Origin of the sequence: Streptomyces sp. NPDC005402, assembly GCF_040606575.1 — a bacterium.
Classification (GTDB): Bacteria; Actinomycetota; Actinomycetes; order Streptomycetales; family Streptomycetaceae; genus Streptomyces.
On the sequence record NZ_JBEXFB010000013.1, the window covers coordinates 77,064 to 93,268 of the forward strand.

At 70.5% G+C, this 16,205-nt stretch carries 12 protein-coding genes; 1 reads left to right on the forward strand and 11 read right to left on the reverse strand.

The window, feature by feature from the left end:
- Positions 1-16 precede the first annotated feature (16 nt).
- The 4 genes from ABZT02_RS25095 to ABZT02_RS25110 form a co-directional block, all read right to left on the reverse strand.
- On the reverse strand, positions 17-2,437 hold the full coding sequence (locus ABZT02_RS25095; RefSeq protein WP_356020874.1) for a hypothetical protein: 2,421 nt from the start codon (positions 2,435-2,437) through the stop codon (positions 17-19).
- A 248-nt stretch (positions 2,438-2,685) separates the two neighbouring features.
- Entirely contained in the window at positions 2,686-3,096 is a 411-nt protein-coding gene (locus ABZT02_RS25100) for a DUF6113 family protein (protein WP_356020877.1), read from the reverse strand.
- Positions 3,093-3,950 (reverse strand): N-acetyl-1-D-myo-inositol-2-amino-2-deoxy-alpha-D-glucopyranoside deacetylase, encoded by an 858-nt coding sequence (gene mshB / locus ABZT02_RS25105; RefSeq protein ID WP_356020879.1) that lies wholly within the window; start codon positions 3,948-3,950, stop codon positions 3,093-3,095. Before mshB ends, ABZT02_RS25100 begins: the two co-directional genes overlap by 4 nt.
- 45 nt (positions 3,951-3,995) lie before the next feature.
- Positions 3,996-4,190 (reverse strand): hypothetical protein, encoded by a 195-nt coding sequence (locus ABZT02_RS25110; protein WP_007384493.1) that lies wholly within the window; start codon positions 4,188-4,190, stop codon positions 3,996-3,998.
- A 176-nt stretch (positions 4,191-4,366) separates the two neighbouring features.
- Here ABZT02_RS25110 and ABZT02_RS25115 point away from each other — a divergent pair, with 176 nt between their 5' ends.
- Positions 4,367-6,487, forward strand: a complete 2,121-nt coding sequence (locus ABZT02_RS25115) for a prolyl oligopeptidase family serine peptidase (RefSeq protein WP_356020882.1) — start codon at positions 4,367-4,369, stop codon at positions 6,485-6,487.
- Between the two features lie 121 nt (positions 6,488-6,608).
- Here ABZT02_RS25115 and ABZT02_RS25120 read toward each other — a convergent pair whose 3' ends face one another.
- The 7 genes from ABZT02_RS25120 to ABZT02_RS25150 all read right to left on the reverse strand — a co-directional run bounded on the left by ABZT02_RS25120 (position 6,609) and on the right by ABZT02_RS25150 (position 16,197).
- Positions 6,609-7,646: a dipeptide ABC transporter ATP-binding protein gene (locus tag ABZT02_RS25120; protein ID WP_356020885.1), complete on the reverse strand. Its 1,038-nt coding sequence runs from the start codon at positions 7,644-7,646 to the stop codon at positions 6,609-6,611.
- Positions 7,639-8,613: an ABC transporter ATP-binding protein gene (locus tag ABZT02_RS25125; protein ID WP_356020887.1), complete on the reverse strand. Its 975-nt coding sequence runs from the start codon at positions 8,611-8,613 to the stop codon at positions 7,639-7,641. Before ABZT02_RS25125 ends, ABZT02_RS25120 begins: the two co-directional genes overlap by 8 nt.
- Before the next feature lie 563 nt (positions 8,614-9,176).
- A complete protein-coding gene (locus ABZT02_RS25130) occupies positions 9,177-10,145 on the reverse strand; it encodes an ABC transporter permease (RefSeq protein ID WP_356020889.1) in 969 nt (322 codons plus the stop codon).
- Complete coding sequence (locus tag ABZT02_RS25135; RefSeq protein WP_356020891.1) at positions 10,138-11,061, reverse strand: ABC transporter permease; 924 nt, start codon at positions 11,059-11,061, stop codon at positions 10,138-10,140. Before ABZT02_RS25135 ends, ABZT02_RS25130 begins: the two co-directional genes overlap by 8 nt.
- A gap of 7 nt (positions 11,062-11,068) precedes the next feature.
- Positions 11,069-12,712 (reverse strand): ABC transporter substrate-binding protein, encoded by a 1,644-nt coding sequence (locus ABZT02_RS25140; protein WP_356020894.1) that lies wholly within the window; start codon positions 12,710-12,712, stop codon positions 11,069-11,071.
- A gap of 1,276 nt (positions 12,713-13,988) precedes the next feature.
- The gene (locus tag ABZT02_RS25145; RefSeq protein ID WP_356020896.1) at positions 13,989-15,122 is read right to left on the reverse strand and encodes a dipeptide ABC transporter ATP-binding protein; all 1,134 of its coding nucleotides are present in this window, start codon (positions 15,120-15,122) and stop codon (positions 13,989-13,991) included.
- Between the two features lie 13 nt (positions 15,123-15,135).
- Positions 15,136-16,197: an ABC transporter ATP-binding protein gene (locus ABZT02_RS25150; RefSeq protein WP_356020898.1), complete on the reverse strand. Its 1,062-nt coding sequence runs from the start codon at positions 16,195-16,197 to the stop codon at positions 15,136-15,138.
- Positions 16,198-16,205: the final 8 nt, after the last annotated feature.

The window sequence follows — 16,205 nt, forward strand, 5'->3', positions numbered from 1 at the left end:
GCCGTGCGCCGAGCGGTCAGCTCGGGTTCGTGTCGATGACCCCGATGCGCTCGGCCGGAGTCTTGCCGCGCAGCGCCTTGCGCAGGGCGGAGGCCACGTCCTCGGGCAGGACGTCCCGCTTTCCGCTCGCGCCGTCGATCTGCACGCCCGCGAAGGTGGTGCCGTACGCCTCCTTGAGCGCCTCGAGGTTGTACGTCTCCACGAGTTTGCCGTCGACCGCCTTGAACCCGAGGATCTTCGGCAGGGACAACGAGCCGAAGTCGATGCTGTGCGTCGCGTCGGTCCGGATCGTGACGCGCTCGGACATCGCGGGCTCCGCGAACTCCTTCATCACCCGGTCGACCTCGGCGTTCGAGATCGTCGGCTGCTTGGTGGTCGTCGGCAGCGTGACCGAGCCGGCGGTGCCGGTCTCCACCTGGGTGCGGTAGGCGTCCTCGACCGCGTTGGTCGACCTGGCGACGTCGATGCCCTTGCCGGCCTTGCCGTAGACGGCGACGGCCTTGCCGTTCTCGAACTTGATCGTGCCGTCGGTCGCCGAGCCGGAGCCGCCCGAGGCGTCCTCCAGGGCCGCCTGGAGCTTCTCCTCGTCGACCGGCATGACCGGGTCGACGACCCGGTGGTTGCCGAAGAGGGAGCCGATGACGGAGATCGGGTTGTAGTCGCTCTTCGCGGCCGCGGCGACCGTGGCCTGGTCGTCGAGCTGGAGCCCGGCCTGGTCCGGCTTGAGGGAGACGGTGTCGCCCCCGACCGACAGCTTCAGCGCCTCGTTCACCCGGTCGCCGAGGGCGTCGTCGAGCTTCTTGACGGCGTCGTCGCGGGTGCCGCCGCCGATGTCCACGCCGAGCACGGTGGTGCCCTTGGGGACGTCGGAGCGGTTCATCAGGAGACCGGCGCCGTAGGCACCGGCGCCGAGGAGGACCACGGTGCCGCCGACCAGCGCCAGCTTGCTGCGGCCCTTCTTTTTCTTCTTCTTTTTCTTCGACGCGGCGGCCGGGGCCTCCTGCGACGCGGTGTCGGGCAGCTTCGGAGGCGTACGGCCGTCGGTGCCCGGCCCAAAGGGGGCGTTCCGGGCGCCTGACGGTACGACCGGCATGCCGCTGGTGACGGTGTGCCCGGAGACGTTGTCCCGGGCGCCGTGGCTCGGAGCGCCCGGCCCGGGGGCCGGCTTCTGAGGGGTGAGGATCGCGGTGTCGTCGCTCAGACCGCCGCCGGGGCCGAGGCCCGGGCCGGGGGCACCGCCGGGGCGACCGAGGGTGCCGGGGCCGCCGCCCTGAGCGGACTGGCCTGCCTGAGCGCCTGCGCCGCCCTGGGCACCCGGGCCGACGAGACCGCCGGAGATTCCGGGACCGCCCGGACCGCCGAGGGTGCCGGGAGCGCCAGAACCGCCGGGGCCGCCCGGGCCGCGGGATCCCCCCGGGGCGCCGGTGCCGCGGGCGCCGCTGCCCGGGGCGCCGGGGCCGCCCTGACCGCCGAAGCCGTCGGGGCCGTTGAACGATTCGCCGCCGAAGGACTCGGCCCTGGCGAAGGGGTCCGGGCCGGCGGGCGGCACGACCGGGCCGTCGCCGGTGACCGGGCCGCCGGTCGGGCCTGCGGGGCCCTGGGATCCACCCGGGCCGCCGGGACCCTGCGTTCCGCCGAAGCCGCCGCCGTAGTCGATCTGGCCGTTCTGCCCGCCGTGGCCGCCCTGCGCGCCGAAGCCGCCCTGACCGTTCGGGCTCTCCTGCCCGCCCTGGCCGGCGAAACCGCCCTGACCCTGCTCCCCGACCGGGCCGTCGGAGCCGTTGCCGTTCTCGGCGAAGTACGGCAGTTCGTCGCGGCGGGGTTCGGTGCCGCGCTGGCCGCCTCCCAGCGGGCCGCCGTTCAGCGCCTCGGTGACGTCGAAGGAGCCCGTGCCGCCACCGTGGCCCGGAGCGACCGGACCGCCCGTGGCGCCCGGAAGTCCGGCGCCGTTCGTCGCGCCGGAACGGGAACCGCCCGGCACGCTCATGGAACCGACCACCCCACCCGGGCGCGCACCACCGTGACGGGGACCGGGCGCACCGGGACCACCGGCACCTGCACCCGGCGCTCCCGCGCCCGAACCGCCCGGCAGACCGGCTCCGTTGGTGGCGCCGCCGCCCTGAGGGCCCTTGGCGGGGCCGGACTTGCGGGGCGCGAACCAGTCGCTCGCCTTCTCGTCGGCGGCGGGGGCCGCGGGATCGGCGGGCAGTTCGACGGTGCCGGTGGTCGAGGAGGGACTCGGCGTCGGCTCCTCGGCTTCAGGACCGCTGTCGCCGGAACTCTCCGTCTCCCCGACGGGCTGACGCACGACGACCGGCGGAATGGGCCGCGAACCGGGGATGTTGATCCGGATCCGGGTCGTCAGCGTGGTCTCGGTCTTGCGTTCCTCCGGCTGCGTGGCCGAACGGCCCGCGTCCGGACCGCCGTCGGAAGCCATGGGCGTCCCGTACGGCGGCGTGCCCGAGGGGTAGGCGGCTCCGCCGCGCCCGTTGGGCCCGGAGGACGGACTGTCAGTTTCACGACTCAAGGCAGGTTCTCCCGGTTGGCTCCGCCGCCCGTTTCGACCTCACTGCTTCGGGCGTCGGCGGCGCGCACCACCATACTGGCCACTTCTGGCCTGTATCCCACGACCGCCGGGGAAACCCACACGGGACTCGCACGCGCGCGATGCGGAGAAGTGGTACGTCACTTGCCAAGTCGGACGGCGTCGCCGCCCGGTTGCCGCCCCTGCCCAAGGGTGGCGCAGATCACAGCCACAGCCATACCTCCGAGCAGGAAGAGATAGGAGCCACTTCCTGCGGCGAAGACGAAGTCGCCTTCCGGACGGCTGGCGGTGAGAAAGATGACGGCGAGCATCCAGCCGCCGGCGGGCGCCACGGCTCCGGCGCGGCTGCCGGCGGCCCGTGCTCCCCCGAGCAGCAGTCCCGCCTCCCCGAGCAGCGCGAGCAGCAGTCCGCCCGGGAACCAGCCCCCTTGCACCAGCGCTCCGGCGAGCCCCACGACCGCGCCGAGCACGAAAAGGCCGAGGTAGCCGGCGACCCGTCCGGCGGAGGGACGTTGCAGGGGCTGGGCCAGCATCGACGTACGGTCGCTCATGATGCGCTCTCGATCCCGGAGAACAGGTCGGTCTCCCTGGTATCCCCGTGTTCCCCTCTTACCAATTCGTAGTACTCGGTGGTGAAGAGAGGTTGCGCGAGTTCGTTGGAGAGCGCGAAGTACGCCCCGGACACGTCGATCTGGGTCGCGTGCGCGGCCATCGCGGCGCTCTTGGCGGCGGCGTACGCCGTGCCGTCGATCTCCGTGGTGATCCGCTCGTCGTCCACCACGCCCGGTACGTCGTCGAGGACGGCGGCCTTGGCGAAGGGGAGGCCGGGCAGGTCGGCGTGGAGCCGGGCGAACGCCTGCTCGCCGACCGCGCGCGGTACGCGGTTCCAGTAGACCTTCGGGATCCGCCAGCCGGCGTCGGCGGCGAGCTCGACGGCCCGCGTGGCGACGCGGTGGGCCTGGATGTGGTCGGGGTGGCCGTACCCGCCGTTGTCGTCGTAGGTGACGAGGACCTGGGGACGGGCCTCCAGGATCACCTCGACGAGATGCCCGGCCGCCTCGTCGACGTCGGCCCGCCAGAAGCAGTGCGGGTTGTCGTTGTCGGCGGTGCCCATCATCCCGGAGTCCTGGTAGCGGCCGCGGCCGCCGAGGAAACCGAAGTCCTCGACGCCCAGTCGCTCCATGGCCGCGGCCAGCTCGCGCTCGCGCTCCTCGGCGAGCGCCACACCGGTCAGATGCCGCAGCTGCGGCGGGATGACCTCGCCACGCTCACCGAGGGTGCAGGTGACCAGGGTCACCCGGGCGCCCTCGGCCGCGTACCTGGCCATGGTCGCGCCGTTGTTGATCGACTCGTCGTCCGGGTGCGCGTGCACCAGGAGAAGGCGCCGAGCGGGCTGTTCCGTCATGGCCCCAGCCTACGAGGAGCCACCGACAGTCCCGCTCAGCCGGTCTCAGAACTTGATACTGCCGATCATGCCCGCGATGTTGGTCGTCAGCTCACTGATCGTCGGTGCGATCGAAGAGGCGGCGAGATAGAAGCCGAGCAGGATGCACACCACGGCGTGCCCGCCCTTCAGTCCCGACTTCTTCACCAACAAGAAGACGATGATCGCCAGCAGCACTACCGCCGAAATTGAGAGTGCCACGGCGGCTCACCTCCAAAGATCCCAAGAGCGCGGGGGGTCGGACCAGGGGGCAGATAAATCCATACAGCAGCCAGCGGATTCATACCCACTATGCGGTAGTGATCATAACTATCCGGGCCTGCGCATCCGTCGGCGCACGGCCGCACAAGGGGGCGCATGGCCAATATGGTCGGGGCATGACGACCGAGCCTGACTCCTTCCCCCGACGGCACGCCCGTACCCAGCGCTTCACGCTCGGCGCGCCGCGCGCGTTCACCGTGGCGCCCGACGGATCGCGTGTCGTGTTCCTGCGCTCGAACTCCGGCACGAACCGGGCCCATTCGCTGTGGGTGCTCGACACGGTGGACGGCGGAGAGCGCGTGGCGGCCGACCCGCGCGCCCTCCTGGGCGGCACCGAGGAGCGCCTCTCGCCCGAGGAGCGGGCGCGCCGCGAACGCAGCCGCGAGGGCGCTGCCGGCATCGTCGGCTACGCCACCGACGCAGCCGTCGAGCTGGCCTCTTTCGCGTTGTCAGGGCGGCTTTTCACAGCGGAGCTGCGGGCCGGAACGGCACGTGAACTGCCCGTCCCGGGACCGGTGATCGACCCCCGCCCGGCCCCTGACGGTCGGCACATCGCGTATGTCGCCCGGGGCCGCCTGCGGGTCGTGGGCGCCGAGGGCGAGGACGACCGGGCGCTCGCCGCTCCGGAGTCGGACCACGTCACCTACGGCCTCGCGGAGTTCGTCGCGGCCGAGGAGATGGGCCGGTCACGGGGCTTCTGGTGGTCGCCGCAGTCGGACCGGCTGCTGGTCGCGCGCGTGGACGACACGCCGGTGCAGCGCTGGTGGATCTCCGATCCGGCCCACCCGGAGCGTGATCCACAACACGTCCCGTACCCGGCCGCGGGCACCCCCAACGCGGACGTACGGCTGTTCGTGATCGCTCTGGACGGGGTGCGCACGGAGGTCTCCTGGGACCGGCGGCGCTATCCGTATCTGGCCCATGTGCACTGGTCAGCCGCGGGTGCTCCACTGCTGCTCGTACAGGCGCGCGACCAGCGCAGTCAGCTGTATCTGGCGGTGGACCCGGAGTCCGGCGCGACCCGGATGGTGCACGCCGACGAAGATCCAACTTGGCTGGATCTTTTCCCCGGGGTGCCCTGCTGGAGCCCTTCGGGACAGCTCGTGCGGATCGCCGACGAGGGCGGCGCGCGGGTGCTCGCGGTCGGTGAACGACCGCTGACCGGACCGCAGTTGCACGTCCGCGCGGTACTCGACGTCGCCGCGGACGACGTGCTGGTCTCGGCCTCGGCCGGAGCGGAGGCCGAGTCCTCGGAGACCGGCCAGGTGCACGTCTACCGGGTGAACGAGCTCGGAATGGAGCGCGTGTCACAGGAGCCCGGCGTGCATTCGGCGGTGCGCGCCGGGGGCGTGACCGTGCTGGTGTCGGCGACCCTCGACCGGCCGGGCGCCCGCGCACGGGTACTGCGCGACGGCAAGGAGACGGCGACTGTCACGTCGTATGCGGAAGATCCCGGTTTGACCCCGCGCGTGACGCTTGTCGAGGGGGGCGCACGGCGGATCCCGTGCGCCGTGCTTATGCCGCAGGACTACGCCGGTGACAGCCCCCTTCCGGTTTTGCTGGACCCGTACGGGGGTCCGCACGGGCAGCGGGTGGTCGCCGCGCACAACCCGCACCTGACCTCGCAGTGGTTCGCCGACCAGGGTTTCGCGGTGGTCGTGGCCGACGGCCGGGGCACCCCGGGCCGCTCCCCCGCGTGGGAGAAGGCGGTCCGGGACGACCTCGCGGCGGTGGTCCTCCAGGACCAGGTGGACGCGCTCCAGGCGCTGGCCGGGGACTTCCCGCTGGACCTCGCCCGGGTCGCGATCCGCGGCTGGTCCTTCGGCGGCTATCTGGCCGCCCTCGCGGCGCTGCGCCGTCCGGACGTCTTCCACGCGGCGGTGGTGGGCGCCCCGGTCAGCGATCTGCGGCTGTACGACACCCATTACCAGGAGCGCTACCTCGGCCTGCCGGACGAGCAGCCGGAGGTCTACCGCCGCAACTCGCTGGTCGACGACGAGGGTCTGGTCGACGCGGCCGAGCCGCACCGCCCGATGATGATCATCCACGGCCTCGCGGACGACAACGTGGTGGTCGCCCACTCCCTGCGCCTGTCCTCGGCCCTGCTGGCCGCGGGCCGCCCGCACGAGGTGCTGCCCCTGTCCGGCGTGACCCACATGACCCCGCAGGAGACGGTCGCGGAGAACCTGCTGCGGCTTCAGCTGGGCTTCCTGAAGCGGTCGTTGGGGATGGCGTAGGCACGGCAGCGGGCCGGGACGACATGGGCGTCCCGGCCCGCTTACGGCACCCGCACGGCCGTACGTCGTAGAGACTGACGCGTCCGTATATCGGAACCGGGTCGGCCAAGTTGCCTCCGTGTTACTGCGTCCCCTCGGGCGGGACGACCTGCTTCTCCTCCGCGAAGTGGCAGGCCGAGTCGTGCGCGGCCGGTCCGCTCGTGTGCCGGAACTCCGCCGGTACCGCCAGCACGGGGACCTCCAGCGCGCAACGCTCCCGCGCCTTCCAGCAGCGTGTCCGGAAGCGGCATCCGGACGGGATGTTCGTCGGGGACGGGACGTCGCCGGCGAGGATGATCCGCTCGCGGTGCTCGCGGGCCTCCGGGTCGGGCACCGGCACGGCGGACAGCAGCGCCTGGGTGTAGGGGTGCGTCGGATGGTCGTAGATCTCGGCGTCCCGGCCGATCTCCACGATCCGCCCCAGGTACATCACCCCGACCCGGTCCGAGATGTGCCGGACGATCGACAGGTCGTGCGCGATGAAGAGGTACGACAGCTCGAACTCGCTCTGCAGCCGGTCGAGAAGGTTGATCACCTGGGCCTGGACGGAGACGTCCAGGGCGGAGACCGGTTCGTCGGCGACGATGACCTCCGGGCGCAGGGCCAGCCCCCTCGCGATGCCGATGCGCTGGCGCTGGCCGCCGGAGAACTGGTGCGGATAGCGGTGGATGTACTCGGGGTTGAGGCCGACGACGTCCAGCAGGTCCTGGACCTTCCTGCGCCGGTCGCCCTTGGGGGCCACCTCGGGGTGGATGTCGTACGGCTCCCCGATGATGTCGCCGACCGTCATACGGGGGTTGAGGGAGGTGTACGGGTCCTGGAAGACCATCTGGATGTTGCGGCGGACCGACTTGAGCGCCTTGCCGGAGAGCTTGGTGATGTCCTCGCCCTTGTACTTGATCAACCCTTGCGTGGGGCGCTCAAGATTGACGAGCATCTTGGCCACGGTTGACTTGCCGCAGCCGGACTCCCCGACGATGCCGAGGGTTTCTCCCCTGTTGAGCGTGAAGTCCACACCGTCCACGGCCTTGACGGCACCGACCTGTTTCTTGAACAGAACGCCCTGGGTCAACGGGTAGTGCTTGACCAGTCCACCCACTTCCAGGATCGGCTCAACCATTGAGGCACTCCGTCCAGAAGTGACAGGCACTCGTCCGTCTGTCGTCAACGTCGTACAGAGGCGGTACGTCCGTCCGGCACACGTCCCGGGCCATCGGGCACCGTGGGTTGAACGCGCAACCCGGCGGGATGTTCATCAGGTTGGGCGGCAGTCCCTTGATGGCGTACAGCTCCTGCCCCTTCTGGTCGAGACGGGGGATGGAGTCGAGGAGTCCGCGTGTGTAGGGGTGGGCCGGCGCCTTGTAGATGTCGTGGACCGGGGCCTGTTCGACGATCCGCCCGGCGTACATGACGGCGATGCGGTCGGCCACGTCCGCGACGACACCGAGGTCGTGGGTGATGAGGATGAGCCCCATGTTGTACTCGCGCTGGAGCTCGGCGAGCAGGTCCATCACCTGCGCCTGGACGGTGACGTCGAGTGCGGTGGTCGGTTCGTCGGCGATGATCAGCGCGGGTTCCAGGGCGAGCGCCATCGCGATCATGATGCGTTGGCGCATACCGCCGGAGAACTGGTGCGGGTAGTCCCTCACCCGCTCCTTGGCGGCCGGGATGCGCACCCGGTCCATCAGCTCGACGGCCCTGGCCCGGGCGTCCTTCTTCGACATGCCCCGGTGCACGACGAACATCTCGCCGAGCTGGTCGCCGACGGAGAGCACGGGGTTGAGGGAGGACAGCGCGTCCTGGAAGATCATCGCCATCTCGGCGCCACGGATCTTGCGCCGCTCGTCCTCCTTCAGCTTCAGCAGGTCCTCCCCCCGGAAGAGGATCTCGCCCCCGGTGATCCTTCCGGGAGGAATGTCGAGGATCCCCATGATCGCCTGCGCGGTCACCGACTTCCCCGACCCCGACTCCCCGAGCACCGCCAGGGTCTCCCCCGCGTCCACGCCGTAGTCGACGCCGTTGACCGCCCTGGCCACCCCGTCCCTGGTCCTGAACTCCACCTGCAGATCACGCACTTCGAGCAGCACGACGACTCACCTCAGCTTCCGGTCGGGGCGTCGCGGATGGCGTCGCGGGGTGGCGGGAACGGGGGGTTCGGCTGAGGGGGTCGCTCCCGGAGCACGCCCGGGTACGGCGGCGTCGGGGAGGGCGAACAGGAGTGAGCGGAAGGGCCACAGACCCCACCGTTCCGACGGGACGCAACCGCGGTGATTCCTGCCCGGCGGCGCCCCCGATCCCCGCACGGACCGCCCGTAGGGCATCCCCGGCCACCCGCGCCCAGCTCCCCCGGGCCCGCATCGCGGACACCGCAGCGGACACAACGAAGCAGCGCGGGCGGAACGGCCACCGGGACACCGCCCCGGCGGCGCCCCCGACACGCCGCGCCGCATCCCCCGCCTCCCCGCACGAACCGCCCGCATTGCACCCCAGCCACCCGCGCCCGAGTCCTCCCCCCGGGCCCGCATCGAGGACACCGCAGCGGACACGACGAAGCAGCGCGGGCCGCCGGCACAGCCGAACACGCCACGCCTCCCGGCCCAGGTCGGACGACGGCGAGGCCGGGCCCACCGCACCGCCCGCCCACGTCCGCTCACCTCAGCTTCGGGTCGAGGGCGTCGCGGACCGCGTCGCCGAGCATGATGAAGGCGAGGACGGTGACCGCGAGGGCGCCGGCCGGCCACAGGAGCATGTGCGGGGCGTTGCGGATGTAGGCGGAGGCCGCGGAGATGTCGATGCCCCAGCTGACGGTGGGGGGCTTGAGGCCCACGCCGAGGTACGACAGGGTCGCCTCCAGCGAGATGTACGTGCCGAGGGCGATGGTCGCCACGACGATCACCGGGGCGACCGCGTTCGGGGTGATGTGGCGCAGCAGCAGGCGGGAGTTGGAGGCGCCCAGCGCCCGGGCCGCCTGCACGTAGTCGTTCTGCTTGGCGGTGATCACCGAGCCGCGCGCGATGCGGGAGATCTGTGGCCAGCCCAGCAGCACCATGAACCCGATGACCGGCCACACCGTGCTGCTCGTGACGACCGACAGGAGCACCAGACCGCCCAGCACCACCGGGATCGCGAAGAAGATGTCGGTGACGCGGGACAGGATCGAGTCCCAGAAACCTCCGAAGAACCCGGCGAGGCCGCCGAGGACCGACCCGAGGATCGCGACGCCCAGCGTGGCGCAGACGCCCACCGTCACCGACGTACGGGCGCCGTACACCGTGCGTGTGTAGACGTCGCAGCCCTGGCCGTCGTAGCCGAAGGGAGCGCCGGGCTGCGAGCCCTCCTGGGCCTTGGACAGGTCGCACTTCAGCGGGTTCCCCGACGCGATCAGCGACGGCCACAGGGAGATGACGACCAGGAAGAGGATCACCAGGGCGGAGATGATGAAGACGGGGTTGCGGCGCAGGTCGCGCCAGGCGTCGGACCACAGGGAGCGGGGTCTGTCCTGAGGGCCCGATCCGTCGGGGCCCTTCTCCAGGGTGTTCGCCTCACTGACGGCGAGATCCATCGCGCCGCCCATTCCGGTCCCGGCGATCGCACCCTCTGGTTCCTGGGGCTCAGGCATAGCGGATCCTGGGGTCGAGGACGGCGTACAGGAGGTCGACGAGCAGGTTGGCCACCAGGAACACCAGGACGAGGACGGTGACGAAACCGACCACGGTCTGGGTGTTCTGGCGCAGGATGCCCTGATAGAGCTGGTAGCCGACGCCGTGGATGTTGAAGATGCGCTCGGTGACGATCGCGCCGCCCATCAGGGCGCCGATGTCGGTGCCGATGAAGGTGACGACGGGGATGAGCGAGTTGCGGAGCAGGTGGCGCGTGATGACCCTGCCGCGCGGCAGCCCCTTCGCCACCGCCGTACGGACGTAGTCGGACCGCCGGTTCTCCGCGATGGACGTGCGGGTCAGCCGGGTGACGTACGCCAGCGACACCGACGCGAGGACCAGGCCGGGCACGATCAGTTCGCCGAAGGTGGCGTCCGTGGACACCGACGGTTTGATCCAGCCCCACTCGACGCCGAGGAGCAGCTGGAGCAGCAGACCGGTGACGAAGGTGGGGATGGAGATCACGACGAGGGTGAGGAGGAGGACCGAGGTGTCGACGGGCCGGCCGCGCTTGAGTCCGGTGATCACGCCCAGTGTGATACCGACGACGATCTCGATGAGGATCGCGACGATCGTCAGCCGGATGGTCACGGGGAACGCCGTCGCCATCAGCTCGGTGACCTTCTGGCCGTTGAACGCGGTGCCGAAGTCGCCGGTGAAGACGTTCCCCATGTAGGTCAGGTATTGCTGCCAGAGCGGCTTGTCGAGGCCGAACTCCTTCTTGAGCTGGGCGGCCGTCGCCGCGTCGCACTGCTTGTCGCCGCACAGGCCCGCGATGGGGTCGCCCATCACGTTCACCATGAGGAAGATCAGCAGGGTCGACCCGATGAACACCGGGATCATCTGGAGCAGACGCCGGAGGACGTACCGTCCCATGGCGGGGTCAGCCGACCTTGATCTCGTTGTAGACGGGGACGCTGAACGGGTTGAGCTTCACGTTCGAGAGCCGCTCCGAGTAGCCCGCGCTGCCGTTCTGGTACCAGAGCGGGATGGCGGCCATGTTGTCCCGTACGACCTTCTCGGCGTCCTGGAACTTGGCGACGGCCTTGCCGGTGTCGGTCTCGGCGTTGGCCTCGTTGACGAGCTTGTCGAAGTCCTTGTTGGACCACTTGCCGTCGTTGGAGGAGGCGTTGGTGTAGTAGAGCGGCTGGAGGAAGTTCTGGATGAGCGGGTAGTCCATCTGCCAGCCCGCCCGGAAGGGGCCGCTCATCTTCTTCGCGGTGATCTGGCTGCGGAAGTCGGCGAAGGTGCCGACGGGGTTGCCGACGCAGGCCTTGTCGTTGTCGAGCGCGTTGTTGATGGAGTTGCAGACGGCGTCGATCCACTGCTTGTGGGAGCCGGTGTCGGCGTTGTACGTGATCTTGATCTGGCCGCCGGGGAGTCCGCCGCCTTCCTTGATGAGCTTCTTGGCCGCGGCGGGGTCGTAGTCGCAGGCGTCGCCGCACAGCCCGTCTTGGAAGCCGCCTTCCTTGCCGAGGACCGGGGAGGTCCAGTCGGTGGCGGGGGTGCGGGTCTTCTGGAAGATCGTCTCGGTGATCTGCGCGCGGTTGATCGCGCGGGAGAGTCCGGTGCGGACCTTCTCCGTACCGGGCTTGTTCCAGTTCTTGTCGTAGAACGGGAAGGCGAGGGTCTGGATGATGCCGGCCGGGGTGTTGATGTAGCGGCCGCCGAGGTCGCTCTTGACGTTCTTCAGCTGGGCGGCCGGGACGTCGTCGACGAGGTCGAGGTTGCCCGCCATGAGGTCGGTGTAGGCGGTGTTGTTGTCGGTGTAGACCTTGAGGGTCACCCCGCCGTTCTGCGCCTTGTCCGTGCCGGGGTACCCGCTCCACTTCTTCAGGGCCATCTGCGAGCCCTTGGTGTACGACTCGATGGTGTACGGCCCGTTGCCGACGGGCTTGCTCAGCCAGCCCGCGTGGTCGGTGAAGAAGGCCTGCGGGAGCGGGGCGTAGGCGGGATAGCCGAGGGTGTCGGGGAAGGTCGAGAACTTCTGGTTGAGCTTGACGGTGAAGGTGTTGGTGCCGGTGACCTTGAGCCCGGAGAGGGTGTCGGCGGTCTGCTTGCTGCCGTCGTCCGGGTGCGTCTTGTCGTAGCCGTCGATGTAGCCGAAGAAGTAGGCGTTTTTCTGGTTGTTCTTGAGGGAGGCCCCGTAGTTCCAGGCGTCCACGAACGACTTGGCGGTGACCTTCTCGCCGTTGCTGAAGGTCCAGCCGCTCTTGACCGTGATCGTGAAGTTCTGCGAGTCGCTCGTGTCGATCTTCTCGGCGAGCATGTCCTCGGCCTTGCCGGTCTCCGGGTTGTACTTCTTCAGGCTCCGGAAGATCATGTCGAGGACCTTGCCGCCCTGCACCTCGTTGGTGTTGGCCGGCTCCAGCGGGTTCTGCGGGTCGCCCCAGGAGGAGCTCAGCGTCACGCTGCCGTCGCCGCTGCCACCGCTGTCGCTGCCGCTGTCCCCACCGCCGCAGGCCGACGCCGCGAGGGCTACCGCCGCCGCGCATGCGGCCCATCTGGCGTGCGTGGCTCCACGCATGAAGTGCCTCCTCGAAACTGATCCGTTACCGGCCAATATCGGATCATGAGGGGCATTTCGCACTCCTGGGTAGGCCTTTGGGGGGGGCCGGTGGGCGGGGGTGCCGGTGGGCGGGGGTGCGGGTGGGCCGGGGTGATGGGGGGCAGGGCGTTGGTGGGTCGGGGGGCGGGACGCTGATGTGCGGGGGCAACTGGGCGAGGGGGCTGACGGGCCCGGGGGTCTGACGTGCCGAGGGCTGACGTGCCGAGGGCGACCGGGCGAGGGGCCGCTGGGCCAGCGGGCCAGCGGGCTGAGGGGCTGACGGGCCAGCGGGCCGACGGGCCAGCGGGCTGACGGGCTAGGGGCTGACCCGCCAGGGCACGGATGGGCCAGAGGCCGCTGGGCCAGCGGGCTGACGGGCCGACGGGCCAGCGGGCTGACGGGCCAGCGGGCTGACGGGCTAGGGGCTGACCCGCCAGGGCACGGATGGGCCAGAGGCCGCTGGGCCAGCGGGCTGACGGGCCGACGGGCTCGGGCGCGGCTGGGCCAGTGGCTGGCTGTCAGAGGCGCCGAGCCAGGGCGCTGAGGCGCCAGGGCCACCAGACCTGGCCGTGCGGCCCAGAGTGCTGACGGTGGGGGGTGAGAGCCGGTGGAGCGGGGCGTCGACAGGTCAAGGGGTGGGCCGCAGCACAGACGCGCCGGTGGCCACCAGGCGAGGTTCGTCCGGCCAAGGTGCCGACAAAGCGGGTGGCGCGGGCGGGGCGGAGCGCCGGGGCGTCGGCACGTCACGGGGCGGATCACAGACGCGTCAGGGGCCAACAGGCCAGGCCCGCCCGGCCAAGGTGCCGGCTGATCAGGACGCCGGACGGGCGGGGGCCGACAGGTAACGGTGTCGAGGCGCTGACCCGCCAGGGCCACCAGACCGGGCCGTGCGGCCCAGAGTGCTGACGGTGCGGGGTGAGGGCCGGTGGAGCGGGGCGCCGGCAGGTCAAGGGACCGGAGCACAGACGCCCTCAAGGGCCACCAGGTCCTCCTGGCAGCGCGGGGCGCCTGGAGGACGCCGACAAGTCAAGAGGCAGAGGCGCGCCAGGGGCCAACGGGCCAGGACCGCCCGACCAAGGCGCCCGCAAAACAGAACACCGACACACCAAGGGCCCGAGCACAGACGCGCCGAGGGCCACCGGACCAGCACCGCCCGGCCGAGGCGTCGGCAGGGCAACGGGTCGGCGTGGAACGACGGCCGGGGGCGGAGGCGGTTCGCCTTCGCCCCCGGTCCGGGGTTGGTTGTGTCGCGTCGTCAGTCCTTGGCGGGCGCGTCGGACTCCGCGGCCTTCTCCAGGGCCCTCAGCGCCGGGTCCAGGATGACGTCCTCATCGCGGGCCTCGGTGGTCGGGTCCTCCGGGAAGTGGCAGGCCGTGAGGTGGCCGGCCGTGTTGCCGGAGATCTGGACCAGCGGCGGCTCGTCCGTGGCGCACTTGTCCTGCGCCTTCCAGCACCGGGTGCGGAAGCGGCAGCCGGACGGCGGGTGGATCGGCGAGGGGACGTCACCGAAGAGCCGGATCCGCTCCCGGCCCTCGCTCTCGTCGTCCAGCTCGACCTCGGGAACCGCGGAGAGCAGGGCGTGGGTGTACGGGTGCCGCGGCCGGTTGTAGATCGAGTCCCGGTCGCCGACCTCGACCACCTTGCCGAGGTACATGACCGCGACGCGCTGCGAGAAGTGCCGTACGACGGCCAGGTCGTGGGCGATGAACAGGAAGGCGATGCCGAGCTCTTCCTGGACCTTCTTGAGCAGGTTGACCACCTGCGCCTGGATCGACACGTCGAGCGCGGAGACCGGCTCGTCGGCCACGATCAGCTTGGGGTTCAGGGCGAGCGCGCGGGCCACGCCGATGCGCTGGCGCTGACCGCCGGAGAACTCGTGCGGGAAGCGGTTGTAGTGCTCCGGGTTGAGGCCGACGAGCTCGAGCAGCTCCCGGACCTTCGTCTCCCGGCCGCCCTGCGGCTCGATGCCGTTGACCTCCATCGGCGACTTGATGATCGCGCCGACGGTCTGCCGCGGGTTGAGCGAGGAGTACGGGTCCTGGAAGATCATCTGGATCTCGGACCGCACCGGCGCCAGCTGCCTGCGTGAGGCGTGCGTGATGTCCTGACCGGAGTACGTGATCTTGCCGGCCGTGGGCTCCAGGAGCCGCGTGATCAGCCGACCGGTGGTCGACTTGCCGCAGCCGGACTCGCCGACCAGACCGACGCTCTCGGCGACGCCGACCGTCAGGTCGACGCCGTCGACAGCCTGGACGGCGCCGACCCTGCGCTTGATCGGGAACCCGCCGTAGATCGGGAAGTGCTTGGTCAGGCCCTCGACCTTGAGGAGCTCCTCGGTCGAGGTACCGGTGGAACCCTGCTGGGTGGGGAGGGTGAGGTTGTCGCTCATGTCTCGGTTCTCCCTAGCGCAGCCGGGGCTGGATCTTGTCGATGAAGATGGTCTGCTTCTGCTCCGCGGTCAGATGGCACGCGGAGGCGCGTCCCTCGGCCAGCGGCGGCCGGACGTCCGTGCACAGCGTGCCGGCCACCTCGTCCTTGAAGGCGCACCGCGGGTGGAAGGGGCAGCCCGAGGGCGGGTTGAGCAGCGAGGGCGGAGAGCCGGGGATCGGCACCAGTTCCTCGTGGACGTCGCTGTCCAGCCGCGGCATCGAGCTGAGCAGGCCCCAGGTGTAGGGGTGGCGGGGAGCACGCATGACCTCGCGGACGCTGCCTCGCTCGACGGCCCGGCCCGCGTACATCACCAGCAGGTCGTCGGCCATGTTGGAGATGACGCCCAGGTCGTGGGTGATGAAGACGATCGCGGAGCCGAACTCCTGCTGGAGGTCCTTGAGCAGGTCCAGGATCTGGGCCTGCACGGTGACGTCCAGCGCGGTGGTGGGCTCGTCGGCGATCAGCAGCTCGGGGTCGCACATCAGCGCCATGGCGATCATGGCGCGCTGGCGCATACCGCCGGAGAACTGGTGCGGGTAGTCGTCGAAGCGCACCTTGGGCTGCGGGATGCCGACCTTCTCCAGCATCTGGACCGCCCGGTCCTTCGCCTCCCTCTTGGAGGCGCCGCGGTGCTTCATGAACGGCTCGGACAGCTGGCGGCCCACCGTGTAGAACGGCGACAGCGCGGTCAGCGGGTCCTGGAAGATCATCGCCATCTTGTTGCCGCGGAGCTGCTCCAGCTCCCGCTCGGTGGCGGTGACGAGTTCCTTGCCGTCGAGGACGATCTCGCCGTCGATGGTGGTGTTGCGCGGGTTGTGCAGGCCCAGGACCGTCAGGTTGGTGACGGACTTGCCGGACCCGGACTCGCCGACGATGCCGAGGGTCTTGCCGCGCTCGACGTCGAAGGACAGGCCGTCCACAGCCTTGACGATGCCGTCCTCGGTGGAGAACTGCACCTTCAGATCGCGCACTGAGAGGAAGCTGTCCGAGCCGGAAGGGGCCGGAGCGTCCTCGGTCTTGGTCAGTGTGGTCACGGGGGTTC